This is a genomic window from Anaerostipes caccae L1-92, assembly GCF_014467075.1.
In the GTDB taxonomy this organism is placed as follows: domain Bacteria; phylum Bacillota; class Clostridia; order Lachnospirales; family Lachnospiraceae; genus Anaerostipes; species Anaerostipes caccae.
Map to the genome: position 1 here is coordinate 509811 of NZ_AP023027.1, position 18270 is coordinate 528080.

At 42.5% G+C, this 18270-nt stretch carries 13 protein-coding genes; all 13 read left to right on the forward strand.

Going from position 1 to position 18270, the window contains the following annotated elements:
- The first annotated feature begins 29 nt into the window (after window positions 1-29).
- Window positions 30-320, forward strand: a complete 291-nt coding sequence (locus tag ANCC_RS02625) for a PTS sugar transporter subunit IIB (RefSeq protein WP_006567562.1) — start codon at window positions 30-32, stop codon at window positions 318-320.
- A 32-nt stretch (window positions 321-352) separates the two neighbouring features.
- Entirely contained in the window at window positions 353-1630 is a 1278-nt protein-coding gene (locus tag ANCC_RS02630) for a PTS ascorbate transporter subunit IIC (protein ID WP_006567561.1), read from the forward strand.
- A 43-nt stretch (window positions 1631-1673) separates the two neighbouring features.
- Window positions 1674-2057, forward strand: coding sequence for a hypothetical protein (locus ANCC_RS02635; protein ID WP_006567560.1), 384 nt, complete (start codon window positions 1674-1676; stop codon window positions 2055-2057).
- Between the two features lie 14 nt (window positions 2058-2071).
- Window positions 2072-2917, forward strand: a complete 846-nt coding sequence (locus ANCC_RS02640) for a class II fructose-bisphosphate aldolase (protein ID WP_006567559.1) — start codon at window positions 2072-2074, stop codon at window positions 2915-2917.
- 116 nt (window positions 2918-3033) lie between these two features.
- Window positions 3034-3684: a deoxyribose-phosphate aldolase gene (gene deoC, locus ANCC_RS02645; RefSeq protein WP_006567558.1), complete on the forward strand. Its 651-nt coding sequence runs from the start codon at window positions 3034-3036 to the stop codon at window positions 3682-3684.
- A gap of 3 nt (window positions 3685-3687) precedes the next feature.
- Complete coding sequence (locus tag ANCC_RS02650) at window positions 3688-4590, forward strand: PfkB family carbohydrate kinase (RefSeq protein WP_006567557.1); 903 nt, start codon at window positions 3688-3690, stop codon at window positions 4588-4590.
- Window positions 4587-5189, forward strand: a complete 603-nt coding sequence (locus ANCC_RS02655) for a P-loop nucleotide/nucleoside kinase family protein (protein WP_006567556.1) — start codon at window positions 4587-4589, stop codon at window positions 5187-5189. Before ANCC_RS02650 ends, ANCC_RS02655 begins: the two co-directional genes overlap by 4 nt.
- 154 nt (window positions 5190-5343) lie before the next feature.
- The gene (locus ANCC_RS02660) at window positions 5344-5721 is read left to right on the forward strand and encodes a BlaI/MecI/CopY family transcriptional regulator (RefSeq protein ID WP_006567555.1); all 378 of its coding nucleotides are present in this window, start codon (window positions 5344-5346) and stop codon (window positions 5719-5721) included.
- On the forward strand, window positions 5702-7105 hold the full coding sequence (locus ANCC_RS02665) for a M56 family metallopeptidase (protein WP_039946729.1): 1404 nt from the start codon (window positions 5702-5704) through the stop codon (window positions 7103-7105). The genes ANCC_RS02660 and ANCC_RS02665 overlap by 20 nt, the downstream gene beginning before the upstream one ends.
- 15 nt (window positions 7106-7120) lie before the next feature.
- Window positions 7121-8527, forward strand: a complete 1407-nt coding sequence (locus ANCC_RS02670; RefSeq protein ID WP_006567553.1) for a M56 family metallopeptidase — start codon at window positions 7121-7123, stop codon at window positions 8525-8527.
- Between the two features lie 44 nt (window positions 8528-8571).
- Entirely contained in the window at window positions 8572-9027 is a 456-nt protein-coding gene (locus tag ANCC_RS02675; protein WP_039946728.1) for a hypothetical protein, read from the forward strand.
- 205 nt (window positions 9028-9232) lie between these two features.
- Window positions 9233-16426 (forward strand): DNRLRE domain-containing protein, encoded by a 7194-nt coding sequence (locus ANCC_RS02680; RefSeq protein ID WP_006567551.1) that lies wholly within the window; start codon window positions 9233-9235, stop codon window positions 16424-16426.
- A 22-nt stretch (window positions 16427-16448) separates the two neighbouring features.
- On the forward strand, window positions 16449-18074 hold the full coding sequence (locus tag ANCC_RS02685; protein ID WP_006567550.1) for an ankyrin repeat domain-containing protein: 1626 nt from the start codon (window positions 16449-16451) through the stop codon (window positions 18072-18074).
- The last annotated feature ends 196 nt before the right edge of the window (window positions 18075-18270 follow it).

Genomic DNA, 18270 nt, shown 5'->3' on the forward strand with positions numbered 1-18270 from the left:
CGACAACCAATTTAAAAGGAGGATAGAACATGTTAAAAATTTTAGCAGTGTGCGGGGCAGGACTCGGAAGCAGTTTTGCATGCCAGATGAGTGCGGAAGCGGTACTGAAAGACCTGGGAGTAGACGCAAAGATGGATCACACGGATATTTCCAGTGTATCCGGGGCACAGGCAGACATCATCATCGCCGCAAAGAATTTCGAAAAGCAGTTTGAGCGTTATACGATCAGCTGCCCGACCGTATTTTTGGAGCGTCTGGTAGACAAAAACGAAATCCGGGAGAAGCTTGTACCGGTGTTAAAAGAACTGGGAGAACTTTAAAAACAAGAGGAAAAAGAAAGTGAGGAAAAACTATGCAAGTATTGAATTTTATCATCAATAATATTTTAACGCAGGCCTCCATCATCATCGCATTGATTGCGCTGCTCGGTCTGGTCCTGCAGAAAAAACCGGTGGGAGCCGTCATCTCAGGAACAATGAAAACCATGCTCGGATTTCTTGTACTGTCCGCAGGTTCCGCTGTCATCGTCTCATCGCTGACGTATTTCGGAGATATCTTTAAGGCCGCGTTCGGACTGAAGGGTCTGGTGGCCTCCATCGAGGGAATCAACGGACAGGCCATGAATGAGCTTGGTCTTGGAAGCGAGATCGCCATCACCCTTGCGGGAATTTTCATCGTTAATATTATCATTGCAAGATTTACAAAATTTAAATACATATTCCTGACAGGCCAGGCACTGTTGTGGGAGGCGACGCTCTGTGTGGTATTCGCTTATTACTGTGGTTTAACAGGTGTACCGCTGATTATCATCGGAAGTATCGTGGGAGGATTCTTTGCGACCTTCATGCCTGCCTTTGCACAGCCCATTGTAAAGAAGATCACCGGCAGCGAAGATATCGCGCTCGGACATTTATGTACCATCGGTTATATGTTCACGGCTCTTATCGCAAAACTGACCGGCGGAAAATCAAAATCCACAGAGGAAATCAATCTTCCTAAGAGCCTGGAATTTTTACAGGATACGTACCTTTCCGTCATGGTTGTCATGGTACCGCTTTATGTAATTACAGCCGCGTTTGCAGGGCCTGCCGCATGTGCAGAATATGCGGGAAATACAAACTTTATCGTTCATGCATTTTTACAGGGTATGCAGTTTGTCGTAGGTGTCTATGTGCTGATGACAGGAGTCCGTATGCTTTTGGCCGAGATCGTTCCTGCATTCCAGGGAATTTCTATGAAGCTGGTTCCAAACTCAGTGCCTGCACTGGACTGTCCGGTATTGTTCCCATATGCACCGAATGCGGTCATATTCGGATTTGTCTTTACAACCATCGGTTCTATCATCGGAATGTTCCTGACTCCGGTATTCGGACTTCCTATGGTACTGCCGGGTGTACTTTCCAACTTCTTCGCAGGCGGAACTGCAGGTATATTTGCAAACCAGGTAGGAGGAAGACGCGGAGCCATGATCGGATGTATCGCCCACGGAATCTTTATTACCTTCCTGCCGGCGATGCTCTCACCGATGCTTGCCGACATCGGATTCATCAATACGACCTGTACGGATGTGGATACGGTAGTGACCGGCTTCCTGTTCATGCTGTTTAAATCAATCGCTGCAATATTTTAGTCCGTAAATAAATTGTTTATGATGCGGCAGGAGGAAATAAAAAATGTTTTTGTTTAAAAAGAAAAAAGAGAAAGCGGTCAAAGAAGAGGCTGTGCCTGAAATCAGCCGGGAAGAGCTTTTAAAAAAGGCTGAGGCCATACAAAAAGAGCTCCCGGAGCTTTCAGGGGAGGAGCGGAACAAGGCACTGAACGAGCTTGGAGGCCTGTATTTTGAGGCTGAGGAGACAGACAAGGCGATCAGCGCATATGAAACCAGCCTTTCAGAGAGCAAAGCCCTTGGGAAAGCATATACCGATCTGCTGAAGCTTTATAACATAAAGAGAAGAGAAGCTTCAGAGGCAAAAGATGATGCAAAGATGAAAGAATACATGGATAAAATTGACGGGCTGATGAAACTGTCAAAAGATGTAATTCGTGGAAAAGCGTAAAGGAGATAACCGATATGTATAGAAATTTAATAGACTTGTTTAAAGAAAATGAAGGTAAGGGGGCTGTGGGTGCTTTTAATGTGCACTGTTTCGAGATGCTTCCGGCAATGGTCCAAGCGGCAGAGGAACTCGGCGTGCCCGTGATCCTTCAGACTTCTCTCGGCACTGCCAGATACATCGGATTTGAACCGCTGATCGCCGCAGTGAAAGCGATCGCAGAAACATCTTCTGTAAGTGTTGCCTTACATATGGATCACTGCAAAGATATTGATGCGCTGAAAGAAGCTATTGACAAGGGGTATTCCTCTGTCATGTATGACGGGTCTTCCCTTTCTTTAGAAGAAAATATCAAAAATACAAAAGAAGTGGTTGCCTATGCCCATGAAAGAAATGTATCTGTGGAAGGTGAAGTAGGCTCCATCGGCGGCGCGGAGGAAGGTGTGGTCGTTGCGAAAGATGATGCCATGTATACGAAACCGGAAGATGCCCTTTATTTTGCCGAGAACACCGGGGTGGACGCACTGGCTGTTTCCATCGGGACAACCCACGGGCAGTACAAATCCAAGGCAAAGATCAACTATGAACTGCTGACCGAGCTGAAAGCGAAACTTGGGGATACCGGTCTGGTCCTCCACGGAGGTACCGGAGTGTCTGACGAAGATATGAGGCGCTGCGTCAGAGAGGGAATGAAAAAGATCAATGTTGGAACAGAACTTAACAAATCCTATATCGAAGTGGTGAGGGAAACCTTTACCGGGGAGGATGTGACTCCTCTGACTTCACTGAGAAATCTTCTCGGGCCTGCAAATGACAAGATTGCAGATGTTGTAAAAGAGAAAGCATCTTTATTCAGAATCTAAGAGGCAGAAGATAAAACCGGGAAAACGCATCTTACTTTCCCGGTTTTATCTGTTACAATAGAAAGTAAGAAACCAGTCAAACAGCCGCTTTAGTTTCAGAGAGAAGGAGCCTTGTTATGGAGAGAAATGAAATCTTAAAAACTGTTGATCACACACTGCTTGCACAGACGGCCGTATGGGAGGAGATCAGGGTGATCTGTGACGATGCCATTGCCTACGGGACAGCTTCCGTCTGTATTCCGCCGTCTTTTATTAAAAGAGCCAAAGAATACGTGGGGGATAAGATGAAGCTTTGTACGGTCATCGGCTTTCCCAACGGTTATTCTACCAGTGCAGTAAAGGAATTTGAGACAAAGAATGCCCTTGTAAACGGTGCAGATGAGATCGACATGGTCGTAAATCTGGGAGATATAAAAGAAGGCAGGGACGATAAAATTATAGAAGAAATTCGTCTTTTAAAGAAAGCCTGCGGCGACAGGATTCTGAAAGTGATCGTAGAGACCTGTCTGCTGACGGAAGAGGAAAAGATCCGTATGTGCCGGGCAGTGACAGACGCAGGGGCTGACTTCATCAAGACATCTACGGGATTTTCCACGGGCGGCGCCACGTTTGAGGATGTGGAGCTGTTTAAAAAACACGTGGGAGAGGGTGTAAAGATCAAAGCCGCAGGCGGGATCGCCTCTTTTGACGACGCGGAACGCTTTCTTTCACTGGGGGCAGACCGTCTCGGAACCAGCAGGCTGATCAAGATCATGAAGGAGGAATAGCCTATGGCAGTAGTCTGTGTAGGGCAGTCTGCCTATGATATTGTAATCCCATACGATGGGGAGCTGACAGAGAATCAGAAGTACCGTGTCAGAGACCGGCTGGAATGCGGGGGAGGCCCTGCCATGAATGCGGCTTATCTCTGTGCCCTGTGGGGAGAGGAAACCAGTCTCATCAGCCGTATCGGGGACGATGATTATGGAAAGAAGCTTAAAAAAATCCTGAGAGAAGCTGGAGTCGATACGGCCCATCTCGTGGAGGAAGACGGGATAGAGACGCCTTACAGCATCATCCTTTCCAATACAGGAAACGGAGCCAGGACCATCTTTAATTTCCCGGGAGAAATACGGTACCGGCAGTATACCTATCCCAAACTTGATGTGAGTGTGATCTTAAGCGACGGACATCTTCCGAAACTCAGCATCGGTGCTATTGAGGAATATCCGTCGGCACTGTCTGTACTGGATGCGGGGACCTGCCGTGAGAGCACTATGGAGGTGGCGCCATATGTGGATTATATTGTCTGTTCCGAAGATTTTGCCAGACAGTATACAGGGAAGGCCATGGATCTGAATGACCCCGGACTGTGCAGAGAGATATTCAGTCAGATTCAGAGCATCAACCGGAAGCATGCGGTGATCACTCTCGGAGAAAAGGGACTGCTGTATGAAGAGGACGGGGAACTGAAACATCTTCCCGCCTATCCTGCCAGGGCCGTTGATACGAGTGGTGCCGGGGATATCTTTCACGGGGCATTTGCCTACGGACTGGCAAGAAAGATGTCTCTTGAAGATATTTTAAAGCTGAGTTCCATGGCTTCTGCGATCTCGGTGGAAAGTCTGGGAGGACAGAGTTCCATACCGTCTCTGGATCTGACGGAACGAAAGCTAAAGGAGCAGGAGAGATGAAAAAGACATTGATTTTACTGGCGGGGTATCCGGGCACCGGAAAGACTTATATGTGCAATAAGATTTTGGAGCAGGAGAAGGATTTTCAGGTGATTTCCCAGGATGACATGAAGGAACAGCTTTGGGACGAATTTGGCTTTGACAACATGGAAGAAAAGACGGCTCTGGAGAATAAAAGCTGGACGCTTTACTATGAGCAGATAGAAGATGCCATGAATCAAGGGAAACGGCTGGTATCTGATTATCCTTTCAGCGAAAAGCAGAGAGGAAAGCTTAAGAGACTCTGTGAAGAATACGGATATCAGCCTGTTACGATCCGCCTGGTGGGTGATCTGGAAGTCCTTTTCGGGCGGTCAAAGCAGAGAGATCTGGACACAAGCCGCCATTTAGGCCATGTGGTGAGCCGTTATCACAAAGGGGATGTGCTTCTGGACAGGACGAAAGGCGACTGCTTTGTGGATTATGATATTTTCATGGACCGGTGCAGAAACCGGGGATACGGAGAATTCTGCCTGGGGAAACTCATCGAAGTAGACGTGACCGATTACAGCAAGATCGATTATGATAAAATATTAGGACAATTGAAAAAGTGGCTTTAGAGACAGCCGTAAACCTCATTCTATTATAGGATGAGGTTTTTTTAATAAATTCTTACGAAAACCGCGATTAGTCTATTAGGTTTCTTGTAATTCCGTTTCTGCTGTGCTATAATTATGCTAAAATATTAAATGAATAACAAAGGAGAATTTAGTTATGAGAGAAAAAGATTTGACAAACAGGGAAATATTGATTATGAAGTGTGCATGGGGTTCAGAAAAAGAATTGTCGGTTATGGAGATGCAGGAAAGGCTGAGAGAAGAATTCGGCTGGGATGCAAAACATTCTACGCTCCGTACATTTCTTGTGGATATGGAGGGAAAAGGATTTATAACGCTCGAAAGGAGGGGGAGACATTCCTATATTAAGGTGTTGTCCGGGGAAGATGAGTATAAAAAGACCGAGACAGCAAAGATGCTGGATTTCTGGTTTGACGGGTCAAGTCAAAGGATGATGAGTGCATTGACAAAAGAAGTGACCGAAGATTCAGTGGATCATCTTATGGGGGTATTAGATGAGCTGGGAGATGACTGAAATCCTTGTCCGGGTGTTTTCAGGGATTTTTTTGTGTTCGGTGACAGGAAGTGTTTTATTTCTTTATTGGAAGCCAGTCAGCAGATACTTAGAGAAAAAAGGAGACGCAAAATTAAATTATACGATCTTAAAGATCATTGTTGTTTCATTTTTCGTTCCTGTACTTTCTGTAGTATTTGAAGATCTTTCACATAAAACCTGGCTGTTTTCGACTACAAGTACAATTAGAACAATCACAGAGATTGTGGGGAGTATCTGGCTTTTGGGGGCCATTGTTTCAGGAGTTTTTTATTTATCTAAACACAGGCGCCTGAAGGCCGCTTTGAACAATGCCTCTATTTGCAGCAGGCAAACGCAAAAAGTTGCAGAAATCTGCAGAAAGAAAATGTCTGTAAGACGAAAAATACATGTTTTTCAAAGCTATCAGGCACCAGTGCTATTTATCTGCGGAGTGATCAGACCTAAAATCATACTCCCTGAAGAGCAGTTTACGGGAAAGGAACTTGAGATCATCCTGCTCCATGAACTGGAACATTATAAACAGAAGGATATATTTTGGAAGCTGATGTGCAATGTTCTGGCCTGTGTTCACTGGTTTAATCCGGTAAAAAAAGAAATTTGCAGTCAGATCGAGGATTGGAGTGAAGTATCCTGCGATGTCCGGGTACTGAAGGTATATAGAAGCCTAAAGCAGTATTTTGGGACTATCATTTCGATCGCTGCAAGAAAAAGCGGATACCGCCAGTATCTGGCCTCTGCACTTTATGAAAACACCAGGGGGCTGGAGCTGCGGATGAGGAGAACCGCCTCTATCAGGAAGATGAAGGGAATCCCGTGGAAAAGCGCACAGATATTTTTCATCTGTTTTTGTACTCTGGGAGCAGCAACCATTTCTGTAATATCGTATGGGTATTTTAAAGGGTATCTCTATTTAGAAGATAAGACCTGCATCAAGATAGAAGAAAAGGCAGATCCGCCCAAGATAATGAAGGAGAAAAAAAGAGCAGGAACATCATTGTCAAAGCAGAGAATCATGAAAGATGCGGTGCCGGGTAAAGAAAAAGATATATGGATTGACTGGTGGCCGGAGGCGAAAGAATTCTTGATGAGTAAAAAATTCCGAGCAGAAAAAGGGAACAGGATCCAGATGATGCTGCTATGTTCTGAAGATGATAATCCAAAGGTTAAAAATAATGAAATTCTTGCAGGGATTATAGAGCCGGACGGAACGCAGAAATTTGTCTGTGATAAAGATTATCTGCAGCACAGTTTTTTGATAAAGGAAAGCGGAGAATACCAGTTTTTTGTAGAAAATCAGACAACAAAGAAGATCCAGCTGGCAGGAGACTATGAACTTATTACAGAAGCAGAAAGAGATGATTAGAGAGGAGGGTATTAGATGAGCTGGGAGATGACTAAAATTCTGATCCGGGTATTTTCAGGTATTTTCTTGTGTTCAGTGACAGGAAGCGTCTTGTTTTTTTACTGGAAGCCAATCAGCAGATACTTGGAGAAGAAAGGAGATGCAAAATTAAATTATACGATCTTAAAAATAATTGTTGTTGTATTTTTTGTTCCTGTACTTTCTATTATATTTGAAGATCTCTCACATAAATCTTATTTGTTTTCTACTACAACAGTGATCAGAGACATTACAGAGATCATAGGCGTGATCTGGCTTGCAGGAGCCACAGTTTCGGGGTGCTTTTATTTTTTGAAATACAGGCGTCTTAGGAAATCACTTGAGAATTCCTGTATTTGCAGCAGGCAGACTCAGAAAATTGCGGATGAGTGCAGAAAAAAACTGTGTGTACGGCGAAGAATCAATGTTTACCAAAGCTACCAGGTTCCCGTGCCGTTCATCTGCGGAGTGGTCAGACCTAAGATTATATTGCCGGAGGAACATTACACAAAACAGGAACTTGAGATTATTCTTCTTCATGAGATGGAACATTATAAACAGAGGGATATTTTTTGGAAACTGATGTGCAATGTCCTGGCGTGTGTTCACTGGTTTAATCCCCTGAAAAAGCAGATCTGCAGCCAGGTGGAGGATTGGAGTGAAGTATCCTGTGATGTCCGGGTACTGAAGGTGTTTGGAAGCCTGAAGCAATATTTTGGAACGATTATTTCGATTGCCGCAAGAAAAAGCGGATACCGTCAGTATCTGGCCTCTGCACTTTATGAAAACAGCAGAGGACTGGAACTGCGGATGCGGAGAACCGCCTCTATCAGGAAGATGAAGGGAGTGCCGTGGAAAAGCGCACAAATATTTTTTCTCTGTTTTTGTACTTTGGGAGCGGCGACGATCACTGCGATATCTTATGGATATTATAGGGGATATATATTTTTGGAAGATAAGACCAGTGTGAAAATAGAGGAAGAGATGGACCCGCCTATCATAATGAAGGAGAAAAAAAGGGCGGCAGTTTCTGATGTAAGACAGAAAGAAATGAAAGGAGAGGTGCCTGGCAAGGAGGAAGATATATTAATTGACTGGTGGCCGAAATCACAGGAATTCTCAATGAGCAGAAAGTTTAGAGTACAAGAAGGAGAGAAGATCCAGATTTTGATGATGACTTCAGAGGACGAGGGAACAAAAGTCAAGAATGATGAAATTCTTATAGGAATCATCGAACCCGATGGCACGCAAAGATATGTATCGGATGCAAGAGATTTTGAGCACATATTTGCAGTAAATAAAGAGGGGGATTACAGAATATTTGTAGAAAACAAAGCAGATAAAAAACTGCAGGTGGTAGGAGTCTATAGCTTAATGCACAAGACAAAATCTTCCTCAAAGTAAGTATGTTTTCACAGGGAAATTCACAAGGAGATGGAGGAGCAGGTATGAGAAATAAGATTTATAAAAGTACATTACTGATAATTCTTTGCACTATGATTTTAGTGCCGGTCAAAGTATCAGCTGAGGAGATCGACGGAGAGACAGAGTATATTTCTATGGAGGATGATCCGGAGGTGACAGTAGAAACAGTAGATGAAATATTAATGCCTACATATTCAACGGCTTATGCCTTAAATTGGTCAGTTGGAAACAATGTATTGAAACAGACGAAGGATTTCAGCAAATCAGCCGGAAGTACGATATCTATCTCTGTAAAGATTGGACCAACAGTAAAAAATGTTAAGATTGGAATTAAAAAAAACAATAGTATAAAAAAATATATAAAAGCAACCAATACTGTAAATAAAATTTTTACAATTACCGAGTCAGGAAAATACAGAGTATTTGTTGAGAATAAATCCGGCAAAACCATTACTGTCAAAGGAAATTACCGGCGGTAGTGATGAGATAAATGGAAAGGTGGTGATGCCGAAGAAGAAACAGACATGACCTGCAATAGAAACGACACATAAGAAGGCGTTTATAATAAAGATCCATGCAATACAAATGGCGGCCAAACCAGACATCTGCAAATGCAGATAACGTATCACATGGACGTCTTTATTATAACAGACAGTACAACTGGATAAAAGGAGAAGAGTTATAATGAAGAAATTGGTAAAGCCAGCAGTCTGTGCGGCTCTGTCCTTTGTTTTGATGTTTACATCTGTTCAATGGAGCGGTATGATTGCCGGATCAGGAGATGTAAAAGCAGCAGAGCCAAAAGCAGCACAATCAAAAGAAGTTATTGATAGTGAGAGCACAAAAAATTCAACCACATTCCGCCTGTCCAACGGAAAAAAGGAATCTGTATTTTACGGACAGGATGTAAGGTATGAAGATGAAAATGGAAACTTGAAAGATTATGATCCGACCCTTGTGGAGATTCAAGACAAGACCAGCGAGCATGGACATAATCTGAAAGATTACCAATATGAAAACAAAGACGGAGATAAAAAGCAGTATCTGCCCAAGAAACTGACGGAATCCACGCCGGTTTTAATGGAGCATGATAAGTATGAAATCTCTTTTGCTCCAATCACAGGAGAAGAAGAAAGCGGCATTGAGACACAGGACCGGCAGAAAGAAAAAATAGAGGAGAATGCCTTCTCTTCTATTAACAAGCTGAAAAGGACAAAACTCCAGAGAGAGGAAGTCCTGACGGCAGAAGACAAAAAAGAAGAATTGCCGGTCAGTGTGGCATACGAGTCAGAGGATAAAAACTGTACGTTTTTATACCAGTCACTGGACGCGGGAGTGAAAGAAAGTGTCACATTAAAAGAGATCCCGGACAGCAATCAGCTGAAGTTCCGGTTTTATGCCAAAAATCTGACGGCAAAGAAAAACATCGGAGACGGAGGTATCACGTTCTATGACAAAGAAAGTGAAGACATCATTGCTTCACTGGAAGCACCGTCAATGAACGACGACACGAAAGAAGCATACAGTGAAAAATTATCCTATGATATTGAACCGATCAAGGACGAAAAAGATACCTATGAACTGACACTGACACTGGATGAGGAGTATCTGAAAGACAAAGACCGCAAATACCCGATTACGATTGATCCCACGGTCACATGGAAAGGATCAACAGACTTCTGGGATGTGTACGTGATCAACGGAAGCTACAAAAACACCAACTTTTATGATTCCGGCGTAACGGCAATGATGGCGGGAAAAGCCAGCAAAGGAACATATCGTACATATCTGAGGTTTAAGGATTTCACGGCAAAGATTAAGAATAAGTACGTGGATACTGCCACTCTGACCATGTATGAAACCGGTGACAGTACAAGCGGCCAGACGATTGAGGCAAGGAGAGTCACTTCTAACTGGTCAAGACCCGGACTTACATGGAGTAACCGTCCCGGATATTCCACAAACTATGGAAGTGTGAAGACAACGGGAACCACCCATAAAGCAAGGAGCATCAATCTGACCAAGTATGCCAGAGAATGTGCGAACGGCTCCATCACTTCCTACGGCGTTATGCTGAAAAATGCAGATGAGACAAAGAAGTATGGGCAGTTTTATAGTTCCAGATATTCTAACGCAAGTTACCGGCCGAAGATGAGTGTGACTTACTATGATGGACCGACAACTCCTACTTCCGTTTCTGTGACTCCGCAGTACATGAAGAAAGGGCAGACACTGACCGCTAAGTGGGCAGGCATCAGTTCCAAGTCTTTAAACAGGGCGGAATACAGAGTTGCCACCTATGACCCGGCAAAAAATGCAGAGGTGAATGCCAACTACCGCGCTTATTCTGGAAGCACAAAGCTTGGGACCACAGGAAGCGGAAGCGCATCAGTAGCAGACAGTAAGAACTGGCCGGAGGGATGTTATAAGTTTGTTATCCGCGGTGTGGACAACGGAGGGATTAACGGTACCGGCAAAGGATATATTTTCTATGTGGACAGCACTGCCCCGAAGATCAACAGCATGACCATTGATGCCGGTGATGGAAAAGGTGGTTCTGAAGAAAATCCGTCTTCCAATATGTCCCCAGCACTAAAATGGAATGTTACAGAAAAATATTTGTCCAAAGTAGAGTATAAGGTAGGAAACGGAAGCTATGTCAATGCGGGAAGTGCAGTGAGCGGTCAGGTTTCCATACCGGCGTCTAATTTTAAAGATGCAGGCACCTATCAGATTACCATGAAGGTCACAGACAAGGCAGGGTATACCGCCGAGACTTCAAGGAGTTATTATTATATTGACAACTCCCAGGCGGCTGATTATAAACCGGTCAATGCGAAACTGAATAATCTTTATGGGAAAAACATGATCTCATGGGACAAAAAAGCAAGCCTTCCGGGAAGCATTTATTATGAGATATACCGCGGGGAGAGCGCTGATTTTACGCCGGATGCTTCCAATCTGGTGAGAGCGGCGGTAAAGGATTCTTATTGTGCCGATACCAGGGTTGGTGACGGAAAGGATTATTACTATAAAGTCCGGACTGTTAAATTATCGAAAAAAGGAAACGTGATCGGATCAAGTGATTACGTGACAGCAGGCCATAAAAAGCAGTATGCCAAATCCGAATATGAACAGTGGCTGGGTTCCAAAGATTACAGGGAAACCATGGAATTCAGTACACCGAACGGAAATGGAACCGTAGATAAAGCCGGAGGAAACCTGAATTACCAGGCAGAAGATTATGCGATTCCTGCGGGACAGCTCAGCATGGGACTTACGAGAACTTACAACAGTCAGTCTGACAAAGCGGGAATGCTCGGAAACGGCTGGTATGACAGTTATCATAAGGAGCTTTATCAGGTAGGGGCGAATCTTGTATTTCAGGACAGCGACGGTACTTATGTTACATTTGAAAAGCAGGGAGATTCCTATGTTTCCAAGGAGAGCAAAGATTATAAACTGAGCTTTGATAATGTGGCTGCAGCAAAAAGTGTTTCTCAGAGTCCAAACATGAAGGCAGCAAATCAGTATTTGAGCGAATCATTTACTATAGAATCCGGAATTTTAAGTCATACAACATTAAAAGGATGCAGTTATGAAGCCAGCCACAATGTATCTTCCGGCTCATCCGAAGGACAGACGGAACAAAAGACTGTAACAAAACTTATTTCTTATGCATGTACTATTACAGCTAAGGATAACACGATTTATCAATTTAACAACAATGGTCAGCTGACTGCAGTGAAAGAGCCAAATGATAATTTCATTCTCTACGAATATGACAGCAAAGGCCGGCTGAAAACTGTTACATCGAATAAAATCAAAACACTCACCATGAAATATTTTGACGGTGAGGAAAATAATGCAGACCTGTTAAAGGAAATTGTCCTGCCGGATGGAACGAAGATGGAGTATACTTACTCCGGAAGCAATCTGGTAAAAGCTGTACACAGCAGTGCTGACGGAAGTAAATCGGTTGCATATGAATATGGTTACGATGCAAAGAGCTTCTTAAATGCAATAAAAGACGCCAAAGACGTAAAAGACGCCAAAGACAATTCATATGACATCACATATGAAAATAATCGGGCAGTGAACGTAAAGAAGCCTAATGGAGAATATCAGAAGCTTACCTATGGGGACGGCAAAACGACAGTTTCTCTCCATAAAGCAGAGGATGAAAAGATTTCAGAAGATTCCATTACCTATGATAAGTCCAATGGAAAAGTTCTGACATCTGTCAATGCAGCAGGAAACAAAACCTCTTACCAGTATGAAGACGCTTCTAATGACCTGCTTTGCACAGGAACAACAACCAAAGTATATCATCAGATGGTCACAGACTCCGGCAAAGTGAATTTCACATCAGAAGAAGTGACCACAAAGACACAGTATGACTCCAATGAAAATGTCACGATGGAGAAGGACGAGACCGGGCAGGTGACGCAGACCACTTACGGAACAGGCGCGGAAGCCAATCTTCCCAAGACAGAAGTGACAAAGCAGGGTGATAAAACTGTTTCTGATGTGTCCTATTCCTATGATAAGAGTGGAAATACGATCAAAGAGACTGATTCCATCGCAGAGACAAAAACTGTATGCGACTATGATGAAGACGGCGACCTTATTTTAGAAGAGGACTATGAAGAAGGGGAACTCACATCCAGAGAAGAGACGCACTATGATGAAAAAGACCATATCATCACAGAAGACAGCACCGTCACCCAGGGAAATGTAAAAGAGGAATCTACTACGGTCCTTGACCCGATGGGAAGAGAAACCAAAAGCCAGGATGTAAACACAACCGAGATAACGACCACTGAGTACGATTTCCTGGGACGGCAGGTCAAGATCCAAAAAGAACTGAACGGAGTCGTAAAGACAGAGGAAAAGGAATACAATGCCAACGGTACATTGAAATTAGAGACTTCAGACACAGGAGTTACCACTTCTTACACCTACGACGAAAATAACCGGGTAGAAGAGGCTGTCGAAGTATCAAAGGACGGCATCACGAAAACTACAAAGACAGACTATGGATATGCTGACAGGGAGATCCATACACTCTCCGGAATGAAAAGCTATCAGAATCTTTCTGTCGTCACAACAACCGTGAACGGAAAGGTCCAGGGAGAGACGTATACCGACGGTTCCGGAAATACCGTCCGGGAGAAAAGCAATGGCATTTATACGGACCATGTATTTACAGAAGACGGCAAGGAGACAGCATCCATTCTTCTCGGAACAAAAGACGGAGCAGATGTCAAAGGAAAGATTACGTTAAACCTGTATGACAAAAACGGGAAACAGACACATACCGTCCAGAATCCTGTGATTGCGGGTGAGGATGTTTCCATTGATCCGGAGAAGTCCATTGTCAATCAGACATCCTATGATGACAAGGGAAATGAGACAGCCAAGACAGACGGAAACGGAAACACGGTGGCGTACACTTACGATGACCAAAACCGGGTGACCAAAGTATCCCAGGGGGATAACAGCACTTCCATATCCTATACAATGGGAACAGACGGGGTGAATACCACAAGCATCACGGATGCCATGGGTCATGAAAACATCGAAGTGACCAATGCAGCCGGGCTGACAGAAACCACGACGAGCAAAGGAAACCTGGGCGAGAGCATTTCCACTAAGTTTACTTATGATACAAATGGAAATAAGACGAAAGAAACTTATGAAAACGGGGCCTATAAGACGTATCATTATGACAAAAAGAACCGTCTGACCGAAACCAACACCTATGAATCACCTGAGGCAGGAAGCGAATCAGGTACGAGGACTCTCAAGACTTCTTACAGCTATGACGGAAATGACCAGCTCATCGAAATGGTGGACTACCAGGTCAGCGGAAACACAGAAACAGCTTACCGTTATACAGAGTGTGAGTATGACGGGCTTCAAAGAAAGACAACTTATGCAGAACTGAGCCAGTCAGAAAAACCAACGGCGGATGAGATCAGGAGTCATGCGATCAAATATGCTTATGACGCAGAAGGCAAACTTACGAAAGTTATCTATCCAACGAAAAAAGATGGGGTCAGAAGCCTTTCTTATCATTACACCAGTGACGGCTGGTTGTCTGTGATCAAAGCGGATGTATATAAAGGAAGTGATGCGAAAGAAGCAACGGTCCGGACCTATGCTTACGATGATTACGGAAAAGTAACAGAGATCAAAGATTACCGAAACCTCTTATCAGACGGTGATAAGGCAGTCAAAAAAGTATATACCTATGATACTTTTGACCGTGTGTCAAAGATGGTCTACACAGATCTGGAACATCCGGATACGGTGGTGGAGTCTTATGCCTACTCCTATGATAAGAATTCCAACATCATCGAGAAGACACAGATAAACAACTATCCTCAAAAGGATGAAGAAAAGGTCAATGAGACGAAACACTATACCTATGATTCTCTGGGAAGACTTGAAAAGACAGTTACAACAGACCATAGGAAAGACGACAGCAAACAGACTGTGACCTATACCTACGATAAGGTTGGAAATCGACTGGCCGAGGAGAAAGGGGATACGAAGACGACCTATGACTATAATGGTCTGGATCAGGTGACAACTTCTACAACCTGGAAAGACGGCACAGCTCAGGAAAACAAGCAGTATGCCTATGACAAGAATGGAAATGAGATCGGACAGACCAATAGTAAAACCGGAGAGATCCTTTACCGTACTTATGATGCGGAGAACCGGCTGACCGAAGTTTCTGTCAACAAAGATGGCAAAAATGCCATTGTGCAGCAGAACCGCTATAATGGAGACGGGCAGAGAATCCAGAGAGTGGAAGGAGATCAGACGACCAACTACTATTATCAGGATGGAGTGGTCTCTTATACGACCAATGGAAAAGGAGATCAGACGTCTCAGGATCTTTTGGGAACAGACGGAAATATTATAGGAACCCAGAGGTATACAGGCAATGATGCTGCATACTATGTGTATAACAAGGATGTTCAGGGCAGTACGACCAATCTTCTGAAAGACGATGGAAAAGCGGATGTTTCTTACCGCTATGAAGACTTTGGAGAAACAACCAGTGTTGGAGAAAACACATCCGGAAATGAGACTTGTTATACTGGCGGACGATATGATGAGACGACGGGGTTTTATTATCTGAATGCACGGTATTACAATCCGGAGGACGGAAGGTTTTTGTCTGAGGATACTTATCGTGGGGAGACAAACGAGCCGGATACACAGCATTTGTATGCGTATTGTGCGGATAATCCTGTGAATTATGTGGATCCTAGCGGACATAAGTTTTTAGGATATTGGAGTTCAAAACAACATTACTATGCATTTAATCAAAATGCGCCGCAAAAGTATGCAGGATATAATGATTTTTATGATATGAATTCTTGGGCTGTAGGTGACTTGACTACAAGGAAGATTGAGACTTCACATTGGCGTTTACAGTTTTGGAAAGGTATATATGGGCCACCATATGTACCAGCGGTAGCAAATGGATGTGAGATTGGTTTATACTATAGAAAATCAACCTGGAGCAAACACTGGAATTGTGCATATGACTCGAACAAAAGGTTAAGAATGAGAATGTCTTTATATGCAAATGGGAAAAAATTATTTACACGTGATAGTAAAACATCGACTGACCAAGGAAAAGCATGGTGGTTAACAGGATTTACTCCTAGACCATATTTACCAAAAAAGAAGACATGGGGAAAAACTACGTTAAAAATGACAGGTACATTGTGGTTTCCTTCAAGTGGAAAATACAGGAGTCAAATGAGGGATTTATCTAAAAAATTGGCTAAGGTGAAAAGTCTGAATGTAAAAGGGTCATTAACGAGGAGGACATTTTCATGGAAAGGACGGTAGGCTAATATTGAAAAAGGGTTGGATGATATTTATTTTAAGTTTAATTATTAGTTGTATAACTGGATGTAATAAGCAAACAGATACGGCAAAAGAACAGTTGTATGCATCTATTTGTAGACCAAATATCCAAGGTGTAAAGGAAGCTTTGACGAATGATAAGAAGATTTCTAATAAGAATATTAAACGTCATCGCAAGTTGAAGCCGCTGGATCTGTCTTTGAGAGAAATAGAAAATGAGCGCATCCAATTACAAATCTGCTCCATGCTAATCAAGGCAGGAGCAGATGTAAATGAGATTGGAGAAGATAAACTTTCTCATTTGTGTTGGGCTATTGAAAATGATAGATATAAGATAGCAGAGGAACTGATAAAAGCAGAGGCTGATGTAAATCAAAAAAGTGATGAAGGGGATTCTCCTATAAGGGCCGCACTAAGTAAATTATCCCCTAATAACTACACAAAGAGAAAAAAAATAATTGCACAGCTTTCAAATCATGGTGTGAAAATGGATCGGGAGCTATTTACATATTTTTATCAACATAATGATTATGGAATGAATTATTATTTCGCACCAGAGATCTTAAAATTAATGCAGAAGAACAAAGTGGATCCTAATATACCAAAAGAAGTTCTATATGCAGTAAAAGGAGATGACAAGAAGGTACAAAAGTATTTAAAAGAAAACAAATCCAAAAAACATTTAAACAAAAATAGTTTTTTAGCATTTGCTGTGGCCTACTGTAATGTCGATACATTAAGTATTATGAAAGAAGTTGGTTACGATTTTTCTTGGAAAGATAAAGATGGTGTGAATTGTTTACAAATAGCAGCTCTATGTAATGATTCAAATGTTGTGAAATATCTGTTGCAGGAAGGTTTAGATGGAAATGGCAGGACTGATTACTATAAAGCAGATGCTATCTCCTTTGCAGTTCTTGGAGGGCAATTAGAAAATGCCAGATTGTTAAAGGAGGATGGGAATGTGAATTATGAAAAAAATAAGGAGGATGGAGAGGTAGTTTCATGGCAGTTTATTACTGCATTTGGAAATCAAAAATCTTTTGCAACTATGAATGAATTGGGGTATGTACCAACTGATATTGAATTGTATCATGCCTATGAACAAGTGAATGATGAAACTTTCAGATATCTATTAGATCATCACTATTCAATTAAAGTTAAGGAAGAAGGAGATAACTTATTGGACAGTGTATGCTTAAATTCAACTTATAAAGCTCAGGAATTATGTAAAAGAGGCTTAAAGGCCTCAGAGGAGAATTTAAAAACATTAATTTGGATTGGAGGCAGCGACTTAGCAAAGGAGATTATGGAAGATGGAATGACGCAAGGGAAAATCAGGAAAAACGTATTGCTTCAGGAATCAATCAACATTGGTGATTTTTCTATGGTAAGATATCTCGTTAAGAACGGTGCAGAAATAAATAAGTATGTGAAAGATGAGACAGAAAAATTTTCATGTACATCAATGAATATGGCATGTGGAAGAGAGAGCATTAAGATAATTGAGTATTTGAAAAAGAATGGAGGAGATATTAATAAAAAGGATTCCAATGGGAAAGATTGTAAGCAAATTGCGGAAGAGGCGGGATACACGTGGAATATCAATTATTTAAAAAGTGAAAACTGATTTTCATGAGATAATGTACTAAACTTTAAAGATATGTTTTTATAAGCCATAACATAGCTAGTTTAGGTGTGTTATGGCTTCTATTATATTAAATGTCATACTTATGCTGTAGAGTATATTGAATAATTATTATTATCCATTAGGTACTTGATATAATAGAACTATATTAAGATTTACATATTTAAAAAGACATGGA